Source organism: Vulcanococcus sp. DEBay_Sum22DG08_74 (assembly GCF_017852955.1).
Lineage (GTDB): Bacteria > Cyanobacteriota > Cyanobacteriia > PCC-6307 > Cyanobiaceae > Vulcanococcus.
This window is the reverse complement of sequence record NZ_JAFMKL010000004.1, coordinates 15,741-32,153: the sequence shown is the minus strand read 5'-3', so window position 1 is coordinate 32,153 and position 16,413 is coordinate 15,741. Positions and strand designations below refer to the sequence as shown.

23 protein-coding genes are annotated in these 16,413 nt (G+C 61.6%); 14 read left to right on the top strand and 9 right to left on the bottom strand.

Annotation, left to right across the window (positions count from 1 at the left end; translation table 11 throughout):
• Window positions 1-86 precede the first annotated feature (86 nt).
• The gene (locus tag QZ184_RS01325) at window positions 87-662 is read right to left on the bottom strand and encodes a DUF296 domain-containing protein (protein ID WP_296417796.1); all 576 of its coding nucleotides are present in this window, start codon (window positions 660-662) and stop codon (window positions 87-89) included.
• Between the two features lie 8 nt (window positions 663-670).
• Window positions 671-829 carry a hypothetical protein gene (locus QZ184_RS01320; RefSeq protein ID WP_010317195.1) on the bottom strand — a complete coding sequence of 53 codons (159 nt, stop codon included), beginning with the start codon at window positions 827-829 and terminating at the stop codon, window positions 671-673.
• Between the two features lie 109 nt (window positions 830-938).
• Here QZ184_RS01320 and QZ184_RS01315 point away from each other — a divergent pair, with 109 nt between their 5' ends.
• From QZ184_RS01315 to QZ184_RS11410, 5 genes are all read left to right on the top strand, one after another.
• A complete protein-coding gene (locus QZ184_RS01315; RefSeq protein WP_010317193.1) occupies window positions 939-1,127 on the top strand; it encodes a hypothetical protein in 189 nt (62 codons plus the stop codon).
• A gap of 82 nt (window positions 1,128-1,209) precedes the next feature.
• Window positions 1,210-2,181 (top strand): SDR family oxidoreductase, encoded by a 972-nt coding sequence (locus QZ184_RS01310; RefSeq protein ID WP_296417792.1) that lies wholly within the window; start codon window positions 1,210-1,212, stop codon window positions 2,179-2,181.
• A gap of 17 nt (window positions 2,182-2,198) precedes the next feature.
• Window positions 2,199-2,951 (top strand): sulfite exporter TauE/SafE family protein, encoded by a 753-nt coding sequence (locus tag QZ184_RS01305; protein WP_296417814.1) that lies wholly within the window; start codon window positions 2,199-2,201, stop codon window positions 2,949-2,951.
• Window positions 2,952-3,128: 177 nt separating this feature from the next.
• Window positions 3,129-3,620: a WbuC family cupin fold metalloprotein gene (locus QZ184_RS01300; protein WP_010317187.1), complete on the top strand. Its 492-nt coding sequence runs from the start codon at window positions 3,129-3,131 to the stop codon at window positions 3,618-3,620.
• A complete protein-coding gene (locus QZ184_RS11410; RefSeq protein ID WP_363155534.1) occupies window positions 3,613-4,239 on the top strand; it encodes a hypothetical protein in 627 nt (208 codons plus the stop codon). The genes QZ184_RS01300 and QZ184_RS11410 overlap by 8 nt, the downstream gene beginning before the upstream one ends.
• Here QZ184_RS11410 and QZ184_RS01290 read toward each other — a convergent pair.
• Entirely contained in the window at window positions 4,209-4,646 is a 438-nt protein-coding gene (locus tag QZ184_RS01290) for an NUDIX domain-containing protein (protein WP_296415132.1), read from the bottom strand. The two genes, QZ184_RS11410 and QZ184_RS01290, sit on opposite strands and share 31 nt — an antisense overlap.
• A 29-nt stretch (window positions 4,647-4,675) precedes the next feature.
• Between QZ184_RS01290 and QZ184_RS01285 the strand changes: the two genes are divergently transcribed.
• On the top strand, window positions 4,676-6,223 hold the full coding sequence (locus QZ184_RS01285; RefSeq protein ID WP_296417791.1) for an alpha/beta fold hydrolase: 1,548 nt from the start codon (window positions 4,676-4,678) through the stop codon (window positions 6,221-6,223).
• Between the two features lie 83 nt (window positions 6,224-6,306).
• On the opposite strand, the gene QZ184_RS01280 is transcribed toward QZ184_RS01285, so the two are convergent.
• Window positions 6,307-7,113 (bottom strand): ATP-binding cassette domain-containing protein, encoded by an 807-nt coding sequence (locus QZ184_RS01280; protein ID WP_296417789.1) that lies wholly within the window; start codon window positions 7,111-7,113, stop codon window positions 6,307-6,309.
• A 50-nt stretch (window positions 7,114-7,163) separates the two neighbouring features.
• On the opposite strand from QZ184_RS01280, the gene QZ184_RS01275 reads away from it, so the two are divergent.
• From QZ184_RS01275 to QZ184_RS01245, 7 genes are all read left to right on the top strand, one after another.
• Window positions 7,164-7,949: a PAS domain-containing protein gene (locus QZ184_RS01275; protein ID WP_296417785.1), complete on the top strand. Its 786-nt coding sequence runs from the start codon at window positions 7,164-7,166 to the stop codon at window positions 7,947-7,949.
• A 252-nt stretch (window positions 7,950-8,201) separates the two neighbouring features.
• Window positions 8,202-8,384, top strand: coding sequence for a hypothetical protein (locus QZ184_RS01270; protein ID WP_247478567.1), 183 nt, complete (start codon window positions 8,202-8,204; stop codon window positions 8,382-8,384).
• A gap of 24 nt (window positions 8,385-8,408) precedes the next feature.
• Window positions 8,409-8,720 carry a thioredoxin family protein gene (locus tag QZ184_RS01265; RefSeq protein ID WP_296417783.1) on the top strand — a complete coding sequence of 104 codons (312 nt, stop codon included), beginning with the start codon at window positions 8,409-8,411 and terminating at the stop codon, window positions 8,718-8,720.
• Between the two features lie 127 nt (window positions 8,721-8,847).
• Entirely contained in the window at window positions 8,848-8,994 is a 147-nt protein-coding gene (locus QZ184_RS01260) for a hypothetical protein (protein ID WP_247478564.1), read from the top strand.
• A gap of 43 nt (window positions 8,995-9,037) precedes the next feature.
• Window positions 9,038-10,084 carry a polysaccharide pyruvyl transferase CsaB gene (gene csaB / locus QZ184_RS01255; RefSeq protein WP_296417782.1) on the top strand — a complete coding sequence of 349 codons (1,047 nt, stop codon included), beginning with the start codon at window positions 9,038-9,040 and terminating at the stop codon, window positions 10,082-10,084.
• Window positions 10,075-11,277 (top strand): glycosyltransferase family 2 protein, encoded by a 1,203-nt coding sequence (locus QZ184_RS01250; RefSeq protein ID WP_296415124.1) that lies wholly within the window; start codon window positions 10,075-10,077, stop codon window positions 11,275-11,277. Before csaB ends, QZ184_RS01250 begins: the two co-directional genes overlap by 10 nt.
• Before the next feature lie 119 nt (window positions 11,278-11,396).
• Window positions 11,397-11,873, top strand: coding sequence for a redox protein (locus QZ184_RS01245; protein ID WP_247478559.1), 477 nt, complete (start codon window positions 11,397-11,399; stop codon window positions 11,871-11,873).
• 4 nt (window positions 11,874-11,877) lie between these two features.
• Here QZ184_RS01245 and QZ184_RS01240 read toward each other — a convergent pair whose 3' ends face one another.
• Genes QZ184_RS01240 through QZ184_RS01230 form a run of 3 tightly spaced genes read right to left on the bottom strand, consistent with a single transcriptional unit; the run spans window position 11,878 to window position 15,205 of the window.
• A complete protein-coding gene (locus QZ184_RS01240) occupies window positions 11,878-12,750 on the bottom strand; it encodes a transglutaminase family protein (RefSeq protein WP_296415121.1) in 873 nt (290 codons plus the stop codon).
• A complete protein-coding gene (locus QZ184_RS01235) occupies window positions 12,735-13,772 on the bottom strand; it encodes an alpha-E domain-containing protein (protein ID WP_247478555.1) in 1,038 nt (345 codons plus the stop codon). The genes QZ184_RS01240 and QZ184_RS01235 overlap by 16 nt, the downstream gene beginning before the upstream one ends.
• On the bottom strand, window positions 13,766-15,205 hold the full coding sequence (locus QZ184_RS01230) for a circularly permuted type 2 ATP-grasp protein (protein WP_296417780.1): 1,440 nt from the start codon (window positions 15,203-15,205) through the stop codon (window positions 13,766-13,768). Before QZ184_RS01230 ends, QZ184_RS01235 begins: the two co-directional genes overlap by 7 nt.
• Window positions 15,206-15,393: 188 nt before the next feature.
• On the opposite strand from QZ184_RS01230, the gene QZ184_RS01225 reads away from it, so the two are divergent.
• The gene (locus QZ184_RS01225; protein WP_296415120.1) at window positions 15,394-15,570 is read left to right on the top strand and encodes a hypothetical protein; all 177 of its coding nucleotides are present in this window, start codon (window positions 15,394-15,396) and stop codon (window positions 15,568-15,570) included.
• Here QZ184_RS01225 and QZ184_RS01220 read toward each other — a convergent pair.
• Window positions 15,559-16,119, bottom strand: coding sequence for a peroxiredoxin (locus QZ184_RS01220; protein WP_247479697.1), 561 nt, complete (start codon window positions 16,117-16,119; stop codon window positions 15,559-15,561). The two genes, QZ184_RS01225 and QZ184_RS01220, sit on opposite strands and share 12 nt — an antisense overlap.
• A 26-nt stretch (window positions 16,120-16,145) precedes the next feature.
• The gene (rpmB, locus tag QZ184_RS01215) at window positions 16,146-16,382 is read right to left on the bottom strand and encodes a 50S ribosomal protein L28 (RefSeq protein WP_010317109.1); all 237 of its coding nucleotides are present in this window, start codon (window positions 16,380-16,382) and stop codon (window positions 16,146-16,148) included.
• Between the last annotated feature and the right edge of the window lie 31 nt (window positions 16,383-16,413).

Sequence of the window (16,413 nt, the reverse complement as noted above, 5' to 3'; positions counted from 1 at the left end):
CACTCGAAGCGTTGTACGAAAACGGGGGGAAGCGTCCGATGACCAATTGACACTGGGCCCCCGTTCGGAGCTGCCAGGTATTGGTCTCAGAAGCCCGTGCGGAAGCGATCAAGTTTTCCTTGGCCGTGCCAATCGGCCAGGTCCTCGTACCCGCCGATCATCGCCCCCTCAATCCAGATCTGGGGCAGTGAGCCCGCCTCCGGTGGGGCCAGCTCGAACGGAATTCCCAGGCTGCGCAGCATGCGCATCGCGCGGTTCGACCAGGGGCATCCCTCGGCAACAGCAAGCCGGATTCGCGGTTGAGCAATGGAGGAAGGAGAGCGCGTGGGGGCGGCTTGCTTCAGCAGACCCACCAATAAATCGGCACCTTTGAGCACTTCACTGCCGTGCTCGAGATGTCCGCCCCAAACCTGGCACTCGCCATCGGAGAAGCTCAGGTGCAGGTGCACACCCTGAGGGGAGATCATCCCCTGCAGGCTGATGATTTCGAGCTCTCCCGTCAGCACAGTCGGTTGGTCACTGCCGGGGCAAGCAAAAGCGACCCTGCTCAGGTTGCCGACAATGCTCAGTACAAATCCTTCTGCCTGCTGCTGCTGGGCTAGCTCTTCAAGGCTTTTGCGAAGGTCGGCGCCAGGGCCGAGGTGAATCGCTTGAGGCTCCATGCCTGTCGTCAGGCGCCGATTTTTTCATTCGGGACCCACTGGGCTAGGCGCTGTTCGTGGCGCACCAGCTGGTAGCGGTTGAAATCCGTGGGTGAGTTGCCGTAACGGAGCTTGAGCTCGTGCAGTTCCTGACGCATGGACTGCAGGACGGGATTGTTCTCGTTCACTCCCTGAACTCAAACCTAAAGCCAACCTTAAGCCCCTTTTTGGCGCGGCGCTAGTCCCCCTTGAGACGGCCGTGGCTAGGGATGGAGTGGAGATTGAGGTGATTTGGTGATGGAGCAAGCCTTTTCCGTGGTGGCGCACCCCCAGGCGCTCGTGGCAGCCGGTGGCCTTCTGGCGCTGAGCTTGGCCTTGGGGCTGGAGCTCAGCCTCCTTGTGCGCCTCCTGTTCAAGCCCGCTTCCACCCAGGTGGAGTCCTGGTCTGCCTCGAACCCTGAGTCCTTCGATTGGATGTACGAGTAGGTCCTCCTGCTCAATGGGCGTGACAACAGCGAGGGATGCGTCTTGGTCGCTTGATGCGCTCACCCCAGGGGATCGCCGCAGGGTGGTTGATGCCCTCCGCTACGTCGGCAGGGATCTCCATCACCGTTCGTTCTCGGTCTCGTCCGATCGGCGCGAGCTTCTTTGGCAGGAGATGGATGCCTGCTTGCAACTCGCTGAGCGGCTCTCCGTCACCGTTGATTCCGGAGCGGCTGTCGCTCCGCTGTCTGATTCCACGTTCCGCCCCTGCACCGTGATCACTGGCGCCTCCAGTGGCATTGGTGCAGCGTTGGCTCGATCCTTCGCGCAGCACTCAGAGGTGTTGGTGCTGGTGGCGCGTCGTCAGGACCGTCTGGACGAGCTGGCTGCCGAGCTGGCGCAATCCGCCGCTGCGAGGGTTGTACCGGTGGCGTTGGATCTCAATCAACCGCGGGCCGTCGATCAGTTGTTGGGGCGACTGGCGGCGAATGGACTCTGGGTCGAGACGCTGGTCAATAACGCGGGCTTTGGGCTGCGGGGAAGCTTCGAGGCGTCCTCTTGGATGCAGCTGGAGTCGATGCTGCGGTTGATGGTGGAGGTCCCGACGGAGCTCACGCGGCTGGTGTTGCCAGAGATGCAGCGGCGTCAGCAGGGAACGATCCTGAACATCGCCTCTCTGGCGGGCCTGATTCCGGGACTGCCCGGCAGCACGCTCTACAGCGCCGTGAAGGCCTACCTGATCCGCTTGTCCCAGTCCCTCGCGGCTGAGAACAGTGGCTCTGGGATTCGGGTCATGGCCCTCTGTCCGGGCTACGTCCACACCGAATTCCACGCCGTCCTGGGGGTCGAGCAACGCATGCAGCGTCTGCCGGGGGTGTTCTGGATGTCCGTTGATCAGCTGGTGCGCTGGACCGAGCGCGCCCTCCAGGGCCGCCAGGTCGTTGTGGTCCCCGGACGCTTGAATCGTCTGATCGCGGCCTTGGCCCACTACCTGCCGCTGCCCTGGGCTAACACCCTCAGCGCGGCCTTCTCGCGCCGATTTCGGAGCAGGCCTTGAGCATCACGGAGATTGGGATGCAACTGGGGCTGCTGGCGGTGGCCCTGCTCTCCAATGCCCTCTCGGCGTTGGCTGGAGGCGGGGCTGGACTGGTTCAGCTGCCCGCCTTGATCCTGATGGGCCTTCCCTTCCCAGTGGCCTTGGCGACCCATAAGGTCGCCAGCGTCTCCCTGGGGGTTGGCGCCAGCCTGCGCCATGCGCAAGAGAGCAGCCTGAATGCACGGCTCTCGGCGTTGATCCTGCTCAGTGGACTCCCAGGGGTCTGGCTCGGGGCCCGCACGGTTCTGGCGCTACCGCCCCAACTCTCCACTCTTCTCTTGGGTCTTCTGACCATCGCCCTAGGGGTGTATTCAGCCTGTCGCCCTCAGCTCGGTGCTTCCTCTGGCGGCCAGAGCTGGACAACAGAGCGATTGGCCCTAGGGGCATTGGTGCTCTTCGCCATCGGCTTCCTGAATGGCTCCTTGACCTCGGGGACGGGCCTGTTCGTCACCCTCTGGCTGGTGCGCTGGTTCGGACTGGACTACGGCAAGGCCGTCGCCCATACGCTGATCTTGGTCGGCCTGTTTTGGAATGGGACGGGGGCCCTGACCCTCGGTGTCCAAGGGCAGATTGCCTGGAGTTGGTTGCCGATGCTGCTGATCGGCTCACTGGCTGGTGGCTATTTGGGGGCCCATGTCGGCCTTCGTCAGGGGGCAGCGCTGGTGAAGCGTGCCTTTGAACTGCTCTGCCTGGTGATGGGGTGCTCGCTGCTGCTGAAGGCGCTGAGCTGAACTCAGCTCAGCCGCCGAGGGCGGTGAACAGGCCGACGCTGAAGCTGGTCAGACTGACGGCGATCAGTGGTCGAGTCCAATCGGGCATGGCCGCATCTCATCTCCCACAACAGTCGCTGAGATCCACTGGCCTGTCGGTGTGACTCGCTACCTGCTGCCCTGCGCTTTGCTTCGTCGATGACCTCCCCTGGGCTCCAGCTCATTGATCAAGACCTTTTTGATGCGGTGGCTCTACGGGCGCGAGCCAGTGAGCGCCTGCGGATGAACTTCAACCTGCATCAGGAAAGCGATCTGGTGCAGCGCTTCTTGAATGTCATGCAGCCCGGTACCTACGTCCGGCCCCATCGCCATTGCCGCCCAGGTACGGGGGAGGGGTTTGAGTGTTTTGTGGTGCTTCAGGGCTCGATCGGGGTGCTGTTGTTCGATGCCAACGGAACATGCCTGCGTCAGGAGCGACTCGATGCAGCAGGTCCCGTTCGCGGCCTTCAGCTCGACGAGGGCCTCTTTCACTCGCTCGTGGCCCTCGCCCCCGATTCGGTGATTTTTGAACTGAAGCAAGGTCCTTATCAACCGCTCGCCGATAAGGACTTTTTGGCTGGGTTTCCCCAGGAAGGCGAGCTTGAATCCGGTCAGCAGGAGCTGGAGTGGAGGCGTTCGTTTGATGTCTGAACTGGCTGCCTTTTTGCAGTGGAATACCCCCAACCTTCTGGCCGATGAGATCCGCGACGCCAGCTGCCATTGGTTGCTGCTGAAGGGGCTGGGGCTCGACCCGGGACCAGGTCGGCCCAGCGCCGATCTCCAATCCTTGGTCCTGCCGATGGAGGAATGGCAGCTGTCGATCACCACGGCGGCTTTTTACAGCGCGCCCGAGCAACACGAGCCCAATCCCATCCAGTTCCGCATTCCCCTCACGGCGGCGAACACCTTGGTCTTCGCCCTGTTCTCAGGGCAAACCACTCCGCTGGATCCGGCCGAGTGGTCCTTCTGGTTGGTGCCCGTCAGCAAGTTGCATCCCGAGCGCCAAACGATGGGTCTCAATCCCTTGATGCGCGCCTTTGGCGAGGGACTGACCTACGGCGCATTGCTCGAGCAGCTGAAACCGAGCCGGGCCGTGTTCCGCATCGTTCTGGATGAGGAGTCCGCCAATCCATCGACCAGCGATCCGCTCGCTGGTCAGGAATTCGAGAGCTATGACGCGGCCTACGACGTCCTTGAGCGCTACTACGCCGATGTCTGTTGTTCCGATGAGCGCAGCTACTACCGCATCGAAGAGCTCTCCTCGGTTTGATAGCGGCTCAGTGCTTCGCGGGTCGACTCAGCGAGGGGCCGCGTTTGCTTCAGTTTTGGGCTGAAGGCCCCGCCGGATAGCAAGGCGTTAGGGCAGAAGAGAGCGAGATCCTGACCCTCCATCAGCTCCAGGGCCGGGAGTGGCGTCTCGAGGCGGGCACGAAAGACATGTCTGATCTTTCCCGGTTGGCTTGAGACATACCAAAGATCCGGCGTGCCGATCTCCAGTCGAATTTCCTCCCAGAGTTCCCGGCGCAGCGCTTCCTCGGGGCCTTCTCCGGGCTCAAGGTGCCCGCCAAAGAGACCCCAGCAGCCGGGAGCGACGATGCCTGCAATGTCATCCCGCAGCTGCAGTAACCAGCTGCCGTTGTGCTCGAGAACGGCCAGAGCCACCTGCACTTGGGTCATGCACGGATGATGGTCAGAGCAACGGGGCCATGCCTGTGTCGAGTTTCCACTGGTTGCAGCGGCTCAGCCTTGCGCTTCTTGCCGCCGCCGCTGTCCCTCTCTGGACGGCGCCGGCCCGCGCCATTGAGGAGGTTCTGATTGAAGTCCCTCTGTTGCGCTCCAGCTTCAGCGTCAAGGTCAGCGAACTGAAAAGTCCCAGTGCCCTCATGGCGGGCCGGAGCGACCTGGCGGAATTGGATCGGGCCTCGGACGGAGCGGTGAGTCAGCTGCTGATGCAGGTGCTTCAGCGACCGATTCCGATCTCGATGATTCGCTTAGCCGATGGGTCCGTTGGCTCACCTCTGCTCGAGCAAGCATTTTTGGTGGTCTCATCCCTCGGCACGATCGAGGGGCGAGATCCCGATCTGACGGGGCAAACCTTTCGTCAGGCGTTGGATCGGGCGAGGGTGAACGCCACTGGTGGTGAGCCCACCCTGGTCGAATTAATCGAGGCCCTTCCTGGCCAGCGGGTGCGCTTCAACCTCGGCCAGGTCAAAGCAATCCTGGGGCGCATGTTGGCCCAACGCGTCCAGGCCAACAGCTTCTTCGCCCAGACCCCACCTGATCTGCTGCCAACGGCTCCTGCACCGTCGTCATCTCCAGCGGTACGACAACGGCAGGTGCGTCTTGCGGTGCCCCATCGCACACGGCCCTTGGAGGTGGTGCTCGTTGAACCCTCGCAAGGGGGCAATGGGCGATTGGTGTTGATCTCCCATGGCCTCTGGGATAGTCCCAAGAACTTCGCGTCCTGGGGGGCTTTGCTGGCCTCCAGGGGCTACACCGTGGCCCTGCCCCGCCACCCCGGCAGTGATAACAAGGAGCAGGCCCTGATGCTGAAGGGAGCGGTTCCTCCCCCGAAGCCCATTGAGCTGGCCCTGCGCTTTCGCGATCTCAGCGCGGTGACAGATGCGGTGGCTGCTGGTCAACTCAGCGGCGTGACTGGGGTCAACGCCAACGCTGTGGTTGTCATTGGTCACTCCTGGGGCGCGACGACGGCGTTGCAGCAGGCGGGTCTGGTGCCCCAGGCGACAACGCTCAAGAAGCGATGCCCGCAAACCAGTGATCCACAGCGCAATCTGAGCTGGACCCTGCAGTGCAGCTGGCTCGATGGCGTGGATCAGGCCGCCCTTCGCGATCCGCGGGTCGTTGCAGCCGTGGCCGTCTCGCCGCCCATGTCACTGCTGTTTTCGGTTCCGCAACTGCGCAACGCCAGTGCACGTCTTCTGGTCGTGAGTGGCACCCATGACTGGGTTGTGCCACCTGACCCCGAGGCAATCACACCGATGCGCCAGGCCGTGCCCTTCGGGCACCAATTGGTTTTGGCGAAAGGGGGCGATCATTTCAATCTGCGCCCCGGTCAGCAGGCCAATGGAGGGGTGCTGGGTCCGCTGCTGCTGGCCTGGGTTGAGGCGGCCTATCAAGCGGGCCCCGCGCTCTCCCCGTCAGCCGGCGCGCCGCCACTGCTTGGCACAGGCCCTTGGGGCCATCCATTGATTCCCCTCAAGGACGTCTCGACCGCGATCCAATCGGACAGCTGAGTCGATCTACCCATCGCCCGTTGCCACTGGCTTCGCTTCGATGGCGCTGAAGCCTCCTCACACAGCCCTGCCTGGGCTGTTTTTTATGCCTCGCTGTTTCGGGGTACGGCTTGGCGCCAGCCCCCTTCCTCCAAAACAGTGATCGGGGTGTCAAAGCACGCACTGAGACTTGCGCTCGTCAGCAGTGCCGCGGCAGGACCATCGGCCACGATTTGCCCGCGTTTGATCAGGACAGCGCGTTGGACCTCAGGGATCACGGCCTCCAGTTGATGCGTCACCAGCAGCAACGTGGTTCCTGTCCTGCTGAGTTGCCGCAGGCTGTTGAGGAGTTGGTGCTTGGCCTTGAAGTCCAGGCCATTGATCGGTTCATCGAGGACCAGCACCTCGGGTTGATGAATCAATGCGCGGGCGAGTAGCAAGCGCCGCCGCTGCCCATCCGAGCAATGACCGAAGGCCTGACCACGGAGATCAGCCAATCCAAGCTGCTCGAGCTGGTTCAGTGCTTCTGCCCGTTGCTGCTGTGTTGGGCGTTGGGGACGGCCTAGCCCGACTGAGCCAAAGAGGCCGGAGAGAACAACGTCTTCCGCTGGCACCGTTGGGATGTAGCCGCTCTGCAGGTCACTGGAGACCAGGCCGATGCGTTGCCTCAGATCCCAGAGGTTGACGGTGCTGCTGCCAAACAGCTTCAGCTCAGAGCCCGGCTTCACCACGGGGTAGAGCTGACGATTGATCAACTTGATCAAGGCGCTTTTGCCCGCACCATTGGGTCCCAGAAGCACCGTGGGTTCCCCTGGTTGCAAGCTCAGGGTCAGATCGTTGAACACTCGCCTGGCACCAAGCCAGGCCTCAACGGAGATGGCCTCGAAATAGGGGGTCGCGCTCATGAACATCGGCCACTGCTTCCAGCATCGGTACGGGCCGGCTCTTTAGGGTCAGCCCCATGCAGCCTTTTTTCCTGCTGGAGCCCGGAGATGGCTTGGTGCTCTGCGGGGCCAATGGCCAGATTTCCCACGTCGACCGCACGGCTCAACAGCGCTTGGGCCACCACTCCCAGGAGTGGTGCGGCCGCGCGATTGGCGAGTGCTGGCCGCAGTTGTCTGATCTCATCGTCCAGGAACACCGGCGTTTAGCTGAGGGGCCGCGGGACCATGTGCTGCCTCTGCCCCATCCAACGGGGGTTGAGCTGGCCACCCGCCTCCGTCTGTTTGCCTGTGACTCTGGCTTTGGCGTTGGCATCCTCCGGCGCCGGGCGCAACGACTCGATGCGGCCCCCGAGGAAACCAACGAAGACGCCTACCGCCGTTTGCTCGAGGGGGTCCTGGACACGGCGCAAGATGCCGTCTTGGTGACCTTGGCTGAACCCTTGGATGCCCCGGGTCCTGTCATCGTTTACGCCAACCAATCGCTACTGGATCAGACTGGGTACGCGCTTCACGAGGTTCTCGGCAAGAGTCCGAGGCTCTTTCAGGGTCTGGAGACTTCGAAGGAGAGCACCTCTGCACTACGGGCGGCGATGGATCAGTGGAAGCCAGCGTCCATGGAGGTCATCAACTACCGCCGCGATCAATCCACCTGTTGGATTGAGCTCAAGGTGGCGCCCCTGGCCGATTCCTCGGGCTGGTACACCCACTGGGTCTCGGTCCAGCGGGACGTGACTGATCGCGTGCTGCTGAAGCGTCAACTTGCCCAAGAGGCCAGGGCGCTGGCTGACAAGCTCGATCGCTGAAGGGGCCCCGGCCGATTGCTGACCTGACACCCTGCAAGCTGAGAGCTGCTTCACGTCTCTTTACAATTGCGGCACAAGCGGTGTTCCGTTGCTCTCGCGCGTTGCCATCGATTTCGTCAGCACGGTCTTTGGCCTACCGCTGCGGCAACTCGCCTTGGCCTGCAGCTTTGCTCCGGCCTACCTGACCATCCCCGCCGTTCGTTGACATCGCCTTGATCGCGGGCATCGTTGCGACAGCGATAGGCCTGGGAGATGCAAAGCCTTCCTTTTCTGGGTGATGAGCGCATCAAGGTCAGCTGCGATCTTCGCCGAGTTCACCTGGCTCGCTTGGATGCCCTGAAGGAACAGTGGGGTCTTCCGTCGCGGGCGGCTGCACTGCAACGTCTTCTCGATCTTTGTTTCCTCGGCGACATCAGCCTCGATCAGTGCCATTAAGTTGCCGGCACTGCAGTCCTCGCCATGGCAACCACAGTCCTCAAGTTCAGTTCCGAGGATTGCGGCACCTGCCATCGGATGAGCCACTACGACGGCAAGGTTGCTGAAGAACTGGGGTGCATCTTTGTCAGCGTGATGTTGCAGGACACCGAGACCTATCGCAGATACAGAAAGGTCCTGCTTGCGCAGTATCCCAACAAGGAAGGAATGGGCTGGCCGACCTACCTCGTGGTGGAAGACCCCGACGGTGAGTTCATGATCCACGGTGAACTCAAAGGCGGGATGCCCAAGGGTGACTTCCGCACCAAACTCGCGGCACTCCTGCCCAATCTTTGAACTTTCTTCCAGGGGATCGCTTGATCCCTACCCGCGGAAACGTTCTATTGGCTTAGACAAGCGGTGCTTGAAGGTGGAGTCGCAGCCGTCACCAGCCTGGATCCATCGGGGCTGCCGGATTGCTCTGATGGATCAAGCCGATCACACCCGTTGCTACGCGATTCAGCACCGAAGCGGTCTGTCCCTCGGGACCTGCACCTCCCTGGATCACGCCCGTGAACGGATTGACCAAGAATTACCGCTGCTGAGGCAGCGCCTGATCGCAGCCGCCTAGTCCTTCAGGCGATGCGAAGCTGGTGATCGCGCTATGCAGTGGTGTGCCTCAGTCCGTTCTGCTCTGCGGCTACTACGGCGAACACAACCTTGGCGATGACGCCTTGTTGCAGGCTGTCCTTGGGGAGCTGCCTGAAGCTTGGACGCCTGTCGTCACCGCGTTTGACCAGGACCAGGTGCGGCAGTTGCACGGCGTCGAGACGGTGCAGCGCCGTGACCTCAAGGCCGTTCTTTCCTGTTTGAGAGCCTGCGATGCCCTGGTCTTGGGCGGCGGAAGCCTGCTGCAGGACAGCACCAGTTTTAAAAGCCTGATCTACTACGCCAGCTTGATTACCGCCGCCCGATTCCAGGGCAAGGCGGTGGTGCTCTGGGCCCAGGGACTCGGTCCACTTCAACGCAAGCGAACGCGGGCCCTGGTGCGTCTGCTGCTCCAGATGACGACTGCCGTGAGTTGGCGTGATCCTGAATCGGCGACCTTGGCTCGCCGTCTGGGGTGCGACGGCGAGCACGCTGCGGATGCGGTTTGGATGTTGCCGCAGCAGCAGTGGCTCGGCCGTGGTGGACCAATCGTGGTCTGCTGGCGGCCAACGCCCTTGCTCCAGGGCAGTGATTGGAGTCCTTATCTCCAGGCCCTGGACCAGTTATCCACAGAGGCAGACCGCGAGGTGTTGTGGCTTCCTTTCCATCGCAACCAGGACGCTGATCTGTTGGAGCAATTCCGCCGGGAGGGGTTGATGCCCGAGAGCTTATCGAGGCGCAGTCGCCAACTCAGCGCGAGCCATCCCAGGGAGGCGATGGCCGTGTTTCGCTCCTCTGGTCTGGTTCTGGCGATGCGCCTGCATGCCTTGATTCTGGCGGCCCTCTCCGGTGCTCCGGTCAGCGCCCTGAGCTACGACCCCAAGGTCCAGGCCTGCGCTGATCAACTCCAGTCTGAGGCCTTGGACTTGCGCCAGCGCGGCCGGACTGCTGAGGAGTGCTTGACGCTCTGGCGCAGCAGCTTGGATGGTCCTCCGGCGAGCAGGGTGATCGCCTCGATCCGCTCGACGGTGGAGCTGCATCGACGCATCCTGCGTGCCGCCCTATGTCGCTGATCCTGGATCTGGCGGCTACGAGCTGTCTCTGCTTGCTTGTACTCCTGCTGGCTTTGGAGCTGCAACTGGGCCGTGCCCCAAGGCTGACCAAGACGGATTCGCAGCAGTGCCCCGAAGACTGCGGGTGGCTGCGGATTCTCGTGCCCGCGTACAACGAGCACGACAACATCGAGGGATGCCTTGGGGCGATCGTTGCGGCCTGCCCGCCGGACTGGCCGATCGAACTCGTCGTGATTGATGACGCCTCAAGCGATGACACCCAGGCCTTAGCTGAGCTGTGCCGCACGAGCTGCAGCCGTTCTGATCTCCACTGGCGGATTGTGCAGGCCGGAGCGCGCCCGAGTGGTGAGCGCTGGTCCGGCAAGAATTGGCCAGCAACCATCGGTTCGGAGTTGCCCTGGCCCGATGGGACGGCAGCGCGGCAATGGTTGCTGTTTCTCGATGCCGATGTGCGCCTGCAGCCCGGGGTGATTGAGGCTGCCCTTCAAGAGGCCTGCAGTCAAAGCAGCGATCTGTTGACCCTGGCTCCCCGGCTGCAGTGCAGTTGTCTTGCGGAATGGTTGGTGCAGCCGATTGTGGCCACCCTGTTGGGCTTGGGTTTTCCGATTCGGCGCAGCAACGACCCCAACGATCCAACGGCGTTTGCGGCTGGTCCCTTCATGCTCTTTCGCCATTCCAGCTATCGGGCGATTGGAGGCCATCGCGCTGTTGCCGCTGAGGTGGTCGAAGATCTGGCCCTGGCCCGAGCGGTCAAGCAGGCCGGCCTGAGTCTGCGGTATCTGCTTGGCGTTGATCTTGTCGACCTGCAGATGTATCGCTCCTTGGCAGCGCTGTGGGAAGGCTGGACCAAAAACTGGTTTCTGGGGGTTGATCGCAATTGGTTCAAAGCCGTTGGCAGTGTCGCTGTGGTGTTGCTGCTGTTTGCCGCTCCCTGGTTCAGCGCCGTTGCTCTGTTGCTGCAGGGATGGCTTGGCGGTCCGATTGAGCAAATGGCGATTTGGGCTGTGGGCTGCTCCATCGCCCTGGTCTTGGCGATCCGTCTGTGGAGTGCCTGGCGCTTTGGCACACCGATCAAATTCTGGTGGTTGAGTTGGCTTGGGGCGTTGCTGATTGCGGCCATCGTGCCCGCCAGTATTTGGAAGACGACCACCGGACGTGGTTGGACCTGGCGTGGGCGCCAGCTCGAGGGCTGACGCATAGGCGCTAATCCTGAATTGCGTAGTGCTGTACACGCCCTGGAGACCAGGGAGTGCGGTTCATTGGGCTATCCCACGGACGCAGCATGTCGTCAGGAACAGCCACCCAAGCTCAGATGTTTGAGCTGATCCCCTACGAGAAGTTCCGCGATACCCCTGCGGTTCGTTTCTTCGATATCACCGTCGACAACTCCAACGCGCGGGATCTGGTCATCCATAGCGGGCCGGCCGTTAGTCCACCGGATGAGCCCAATACGGGCGCCTGGCAGTTCTATCTCCACCCCCATCAAGAGGACAATCTGCTCGCTCTAACCGGGGGTCGCCTGTTCTATCTGGTGAACTTCGGCTGGAATTATCCGTATCACATTGTTCGTCTTGAAACCGGTGGTGACATTCTCCGGATTCCGCCCGGAACCTTCCACCGTTCGATCTCGGATGAGGAGGGATCGGTCGTGCTGAATCAGGCAATCCGTGATCCAGGAGCCAGCGTTGCCCGCGAGTTTCGCGTCTACAACAGTCGACTCATTCCTCGTCTGTTTGCGACCACCTTTCGCTCAGCGCCGTTGCCCAAGTTGCATGGCGTCAGCTGGTAAGCGTTCAACGGGACTGGGCCGAGCAGAGGATTTCGGCCTGGATCTCCCAATTCAGCGTGCTTTGCACCCCCGTCGGCCCTGAAAACGTGCCGCTGACCGCCGCCGTGAGATCTGATTTCGAAGAGGTCACCACGGGGATGTAGCGATCATCCACCGCCCCCTTGCCACTGGCATCGAACCCTCGCCAGCCTGCTCCCTGGAGGTAGACCTCGGTCCAGGCGTGCAGGTCGTAGCGCTCAGGTTTGGGCTCCACAAGGTGATAGCCACTGACAAACCGGGCTGGAAGTCCAACGCTGCGGCAGCACTCGATCATCAGCATGGCGAGATCACGGCAGGAGCCGATCCGCTCCTTCAGTGTCCGGCCCGCAGGCCAAGCGGGGCCTTGATGGCGCTCGGTGTATTTGACGCGGTCCTGAATGATCTCGATCAGCTGCTGCAAAAAGCTCAGGCAGCTGCCATCACTCCCTGTGAGGGCTTCTTGGGCCAGATCGACAGCGGCGGCATCATGTTGACCGTTGGGCAACCAGCCTTGGAGGTTGCTCATGAGATCGGGGTTCAGCCTGCCGATGGCGAGCGGCAGGTTCAACATCGTTTCGTCCAGGCAGGCTTCGATCAGGGGTGGTATGAACGTCTCAACCTCGCTCGTGGCCACCACCTGAAAACAATCGGTTTCCTGGAGAAACCGTGCCCGGGTGATGGTGTCGCCACCTGCTGCCATCAGCTCATAGAGCTGGCTCGGCTCAGGCTCGATGCTCAGTTTGAAATCGATCAGACGCTGAAACCCATGGGGCCTGGGCCGCAGGCAAAAACGATGGGGTCCCAGCAGCACGGGCTGGCTGTAGCGGTAGTCGAAGCGATGAATTAAGCGGGCGCGCATGCCAGGTCTTGACCGGAAGCGGTGGTGGACAGGGAGGTGGAGCTCACGGGGATCACTGTTGTGTCTTCGGGGCTCAGTCCGCCCGGAAGCACGAAGTAGCGAGCGTGAATCAGATTGTGCAGCTGGTTGAGGTCCTGCTGAAGGCCATCAATCGCCTCATGGAGACCACCGGCGATCAGCGTTTCAATTTTGCTGAAACTCCAGCGGGCCTGCGTCAGACCCACCATGCACTCGAGGTCGTCGGGCGTCCCGGCGGCGGCATCGCGCCCGATCACCTGAAGCGTCTCATGGATCCGCTCGAGGCAGTAGCGCACCGACCTCGGGAAGAGGGGATTGAGCAGCAGGAAGGACGCCACCGCTTCCGGTGAAATCACCCCAACGTTGGATTGCCTGAACATCTGATAAGCGCCAGCACTGCGCAGTAGAGACATCCACTGCAACTCGTCGAGTACCCCGCCGACGTCATCAGGGCTCGGGAGCAAAAGGAAGTACTTCACATCAAGGATGCGAGTGGTCTTATCCGCCCTCTCAATCAGCCGACCGAGTCGGCTGAACTGCCAGGAAAGATCCCGACTGAGGGTGGCATCGGTAATTCCGTAAAACAATTGGCAGCCACGCCGGATCTCCCTGAGCTGCTCTGGGGTTGGCTCCTCCCAAAACCCGTCGTTCTCGACCAGGGTCCAGTAGAGACCATTGAGCTGCTCCCACATCTCACTGGTGATGACATCCCGGATCTGCCTGGCGTTTTCCCTGGCCAGCGCGATGCAGTTGACGATGCTGTTGGGGTTGGCCTCAGCGCGGATGAGAAATTCAAGAACCTGCTGTTCACCTCCACCGGGGTAGAGCGCATCAAACAGAGAGCGATGACCACTGGCATCGATCAGTGGTTGCCAGGGCTCTGCGCTACCAGGGGGGCAGTCCAGCGCCATGGCAGCACTGACCTCGACAAAGCGCGAGATGTTCTCGGCCCGCTCCACATAGCGGTTGATCCAATAGAGGGAATCCGCGACGCGGCTCAGCATGGGGCGTCCTCCACGATCCAGGTGTCCTTGCAGCCGCCGCCCTGGGAGGAATTCACCACCAGTGATCCCCGCTTGAGGGCCACGCGGGTTAACCCGCCTGGTGTGACCCAGGTGGTTTTGCCCCGCAGGATGTAGGGCCGCAGATCCACATGGCAGGGGTAGAGCTCGCCGTCACTGAGGGAGGGGACGGTGGAGAGCTCCAGGGTGGGTTGGGCAATGAAGTTGCGCGGATTGGCCTCGATCTTCGTGGCGAAGTCTTGGATCTCCTCGTCACTGGCATGGGGTCCGATCAACATCCCATAGCCTCCAGCTTCCGAGACGGCTTTCACCACCAGCTCCCGTAGATGGCTTAGGACATAGGCCCGATCTTCAGCTTTAGAGCAGAGGTAGGTGGGGACGTTTTGGATGATGGCTTCCTCCCCGAGGTAGTAGCGCACCATCTCCGGCACATAGGCGTAGATCAGCTTGTCGTCGGCAATTCCAGTTCCAGGAGCGTTGGCAATCGCCACCCGTCCCTGGGCATAGACCTCCATCAGTCCGCGGACCCCCAGCATTGAATCGCTGCGGAAGACGGCGGGATCGAGGAAGTCATCATCAATGCGCCGGTAGATCACATCGACGGTCTCCAATCCACGGGTCGTGCGCATCCAAACCCGTCCGTCTTCACAGGCCAAGTCCCGGCCCTCGACGAGGGGAATGCCCATCTGTTGAGCCAGATAGCTGTGTTCGAAATAGGCGCTGTTGAACACCCCGGGGGTCAGGAGGACGACCCGGGGGGAGTCGGTCCAGGGCGCCAGCTCCCTCAGGGTCTGCAGCAGCTGGGAGGGGTAGCGATCAATCGGCTGGACGATCCGGCCACTAAACAGGCTCGGGAACATCCGTTTCATCACCCTCCTGTTCTCCAGGAAATAGGCGACACCAGAAGGACATCTCAGGTTGTCCTCCAGGACGCGCCAGGTTCCTTCTCCATCACGGATCAGATCAAGCCCGGAGATTTGACACCATTTGCCCAAGGGGGGCTTGAACCCTTGAAGCTCGCGCCTCCACCCCAGGGAACTTTCCACGTGCTCCCGCGGAATAACCCCATCTCGGATGATGCGTTGCTCGCCGTAGATGTCACCCAGAAATTGATCAATCGCCTCTAGGCGCTGGGACAGTCCTCGCTCTAGACGCTCCCACTCCTTCGAGCGAATCAAGCGTGGCAGCGGGTCGAATGGCAGGATCCGTTCCCCCACGCGTCCGCCCGAATCATTCAGCCTGAAGGTGGCCCCGAGTCGCTTCAGTAGGACTCCAGCGGCGGCGTGATTGCGGTTGAGTTTCTCGATCCCGAGTGCACCCAGGGAGTTCACCAGGGGCTTGAGGCCGGAGCGAGGGCCTTCGGCGGCACTGAAGTATTCGTCATATCCCTTCTTTGGCCTGTACTCGGTAAACATTGCTCGAGTGGAATTGGGGCAAGCATGCAGAGCAGTCAGACCCCTTCAGGTTCCTTTCGCTACCAAAGTCCACCCCGGTTCGTGGCCACCCGCATCACCTGTAGTGGTCGCTACGGATGATGAGTTGATGCACCTATGGCAAGGGTTCAATCGCCGAGCCAGCCTCTGCTCGTTGCTCCTGAAGACCCATGGCCCAGGTCCCTGTGCTGGTCGATCCCCAAGGGGGAGTGATCTATCAGCTGCGCTCCAGCGAAGGCGAGCTTTATCAAGTGCGATTTGAGGACAACTGCCTGTTCTGCGACAGCCTCCCTGCAGGTCAAGCCCACCTGAGGCTGCTGGAGCAGCGCGCAGCCTCAGGCCTGTAGCTCATCCAGCCGCTTCAGGATCTCCTGGCTGTGGCCTAGGGGCCGTACCCCTAACCAGCGCTCTTTAAGAACCCCTTCTGGGTCAATCAAAAAGGTGTGACGTTGGGAGAAGGGCGGGATCCAGCTGCCGTAGCGCTTGCTGGTTTCTCCTCCGGGATCAGAGAGCAGCGGGTAGGTCAACGCCTCGCTTCCGCAGAACTCTTTGTGGGAGTCCGTGTCGTCTGCACTGATTCCGACCACTTCCGCATTGCGGGCATGGAACAGCTGCAGATCCCGTTGAAAGCCCTTGGCTTCCAAGGTGCACCCCTCCGTGAAATCTCGGGGATAGAAGTAGAGCACCACCCAGCTCCCTTTGAAATCGCTCAGGCTGCGTACGGCTTCGACGGCCCCCCCCTCGCCTGGAACCACGCCGGAGAGCCCAAAGCCAGGGGCCGGTTGATCGAGATCGGGCAGGGTCCCTCCCATCGAAAAGGCCTGCCGGGGGAGTCCCAGCAGGCCTAAGGCCGCAGCACCAAACGAAACAAGCAGGTTGCGGCGGTTCAACTTGATCCTGGGAGAACTCCCAGGATTGAAGCTCAGATCTTGGCCAGGTTGATGCCCAGCTGCTTGGCGTAGGCGCCCAGGCCCTTCTTTTGAATGGTCTTCAGGGCACGGGTGGAGACCCGCAGTTTCACGTAACGGTTGCCTTCAGCCCACCACAGACGGCGCTCTTGCAGGTTCACCTGCTGGAGCTTCTTCGTGCGGATGTGCGAGTGGGAGACGGCCATGCCGTTGTTGGCGCGCTTGCCGGTGAGTTGGCAGACCCGGGACATGACCGATCTTCTAAAAACACAACTTCGGGCA

Coding starts and splice junctions, on each gene's coding strand:
- QZ184_RS01235 (WP_247478555.1), bottom strand. CDS start 13,772: ATGCTGAGCCGCGTCGCGGATTCCCTCTATTGGATCAACCGCTATGTG.
- QZ184_RS01280 (WP_296417789.1), bottom strand. CDS start 7,113: ATGTTCATGAGCGCGACCCCCTATTTCGAGGCCATCTCCGTTGAGGCC.
- QZ184_RS01240 (WP_296415121.1), bottom strand. CDS start 12,750: ATGCGCGCCCGCTTAATTCATCGCTTCGACTACCGCTACAGCCAGCCC.
- QZ184_RS01270 (WP_247478567.1), top strand. CDS start 8,202: ATGCAAAGCCTTCCTTTTCTGGGTGATGAGCGCATCAAGGTCAGCTGC.
- QZ184_RS01260 (WP_247478564.1), top strand. CDS start 8,848: ATGGATCAAGCCGATCACACCCGTTGCTACGCGATTCAGCACCGAAGC.
- QZ184_RS01315 (WP_010317193.1), top strand. CDS start 939: ATGGAGCAAGCCTTTTCCGTGGTGGCGCACCCCCAGGCGCTCGTGGCA.
- QZ184_RS01245 (WP_247478559.1), top strand. CDS start 11,397: ATGTTTGAGCTGATCCCCTACGAGAAGTTCCGCGATACCCCTGCGGTT.
- QZ184_RS01250 (WP_296415124.1), top strand. CDS start 10,075: ATGTCGCTGATCCTGGATCTGGCGGCTACGAGCTGTCTCTGCTTGCTT.
- QZ184_RS11410 (WP_363155534.1), top strand. CDS start 3,613: ATGTCTGAACTGGCTGCCTTTTTGCAGTGGAATACCCCCAACCTTCTG.
- QZ184_RS01305 (WP_296417814.1), top strand. CDS start 2,199: ATGCAACTGGGGCTGCTGGCGGTGGCCCTGCTCTCCAATGCCCTCTCG.
- QZ184_RS01285 (WP_296417791.1), top strand. CDS start 4,676: ATGCCTGTGTCGAGTTTCCACTGGTTGCAGCGGCTCAGCCTTGCGCTT.
- QZ184_RS01325 (WP_296417796.1), bottom strand. CDS start 662: ATGGAGCCTCAAGCGATTCACCTCGGCCCTGGCGCCGACCTTCGCAAA.
- QZ184_RS01225 (WP_296415120.1), top strand. CDS start 15,394: ATGGCCCAGGTCCCTGTGCTGGTCGATCCCCAAGGGGGAGTGATCTAT.
- QZ184_RS01275 (WP_296417785.1), top strand. CDS start 7,164: ATGCAGCCTTTTTTCCTGCTGGAGCCCGGAGATGGCTTGGTGCTCTGC.
- QZ184_RS01230 (WP_296417780.1), bottom strand. CDS start 15,205: ATGTTTACCGAGTACAGGCCAAAGAAGGGATATGACGAATACTTCAGT.
- QZ184_RS01290 (WP_296415132.1), bottom strand. CDS start 4,646: ATGACCCAAGTGCAGGTGGCTCTGGCCGTTCTCGAGCACAACGGCAGC.
- QZ184_RS01300 (WP_010317187.1), top strand. CDS start 3,129: ATGACCTCCCCTGGGCTCCAGCTCATTGATCAAGACCTTTTTGATGCG.
- QZ184_RS01265 (WP_296417783.1), top strand. CDS start 8,409: ATGGCAACCACAGTCCTCAAGTTCAGTTCCGAGGATTGCGGCACCTGC.
- rpmB (WP_010317109.1), bottom strand. CDS start 16,382: ATGTCCCGGGTCTGCCAACTCACCGGCAAGCGCGCCAACAACGGCATG.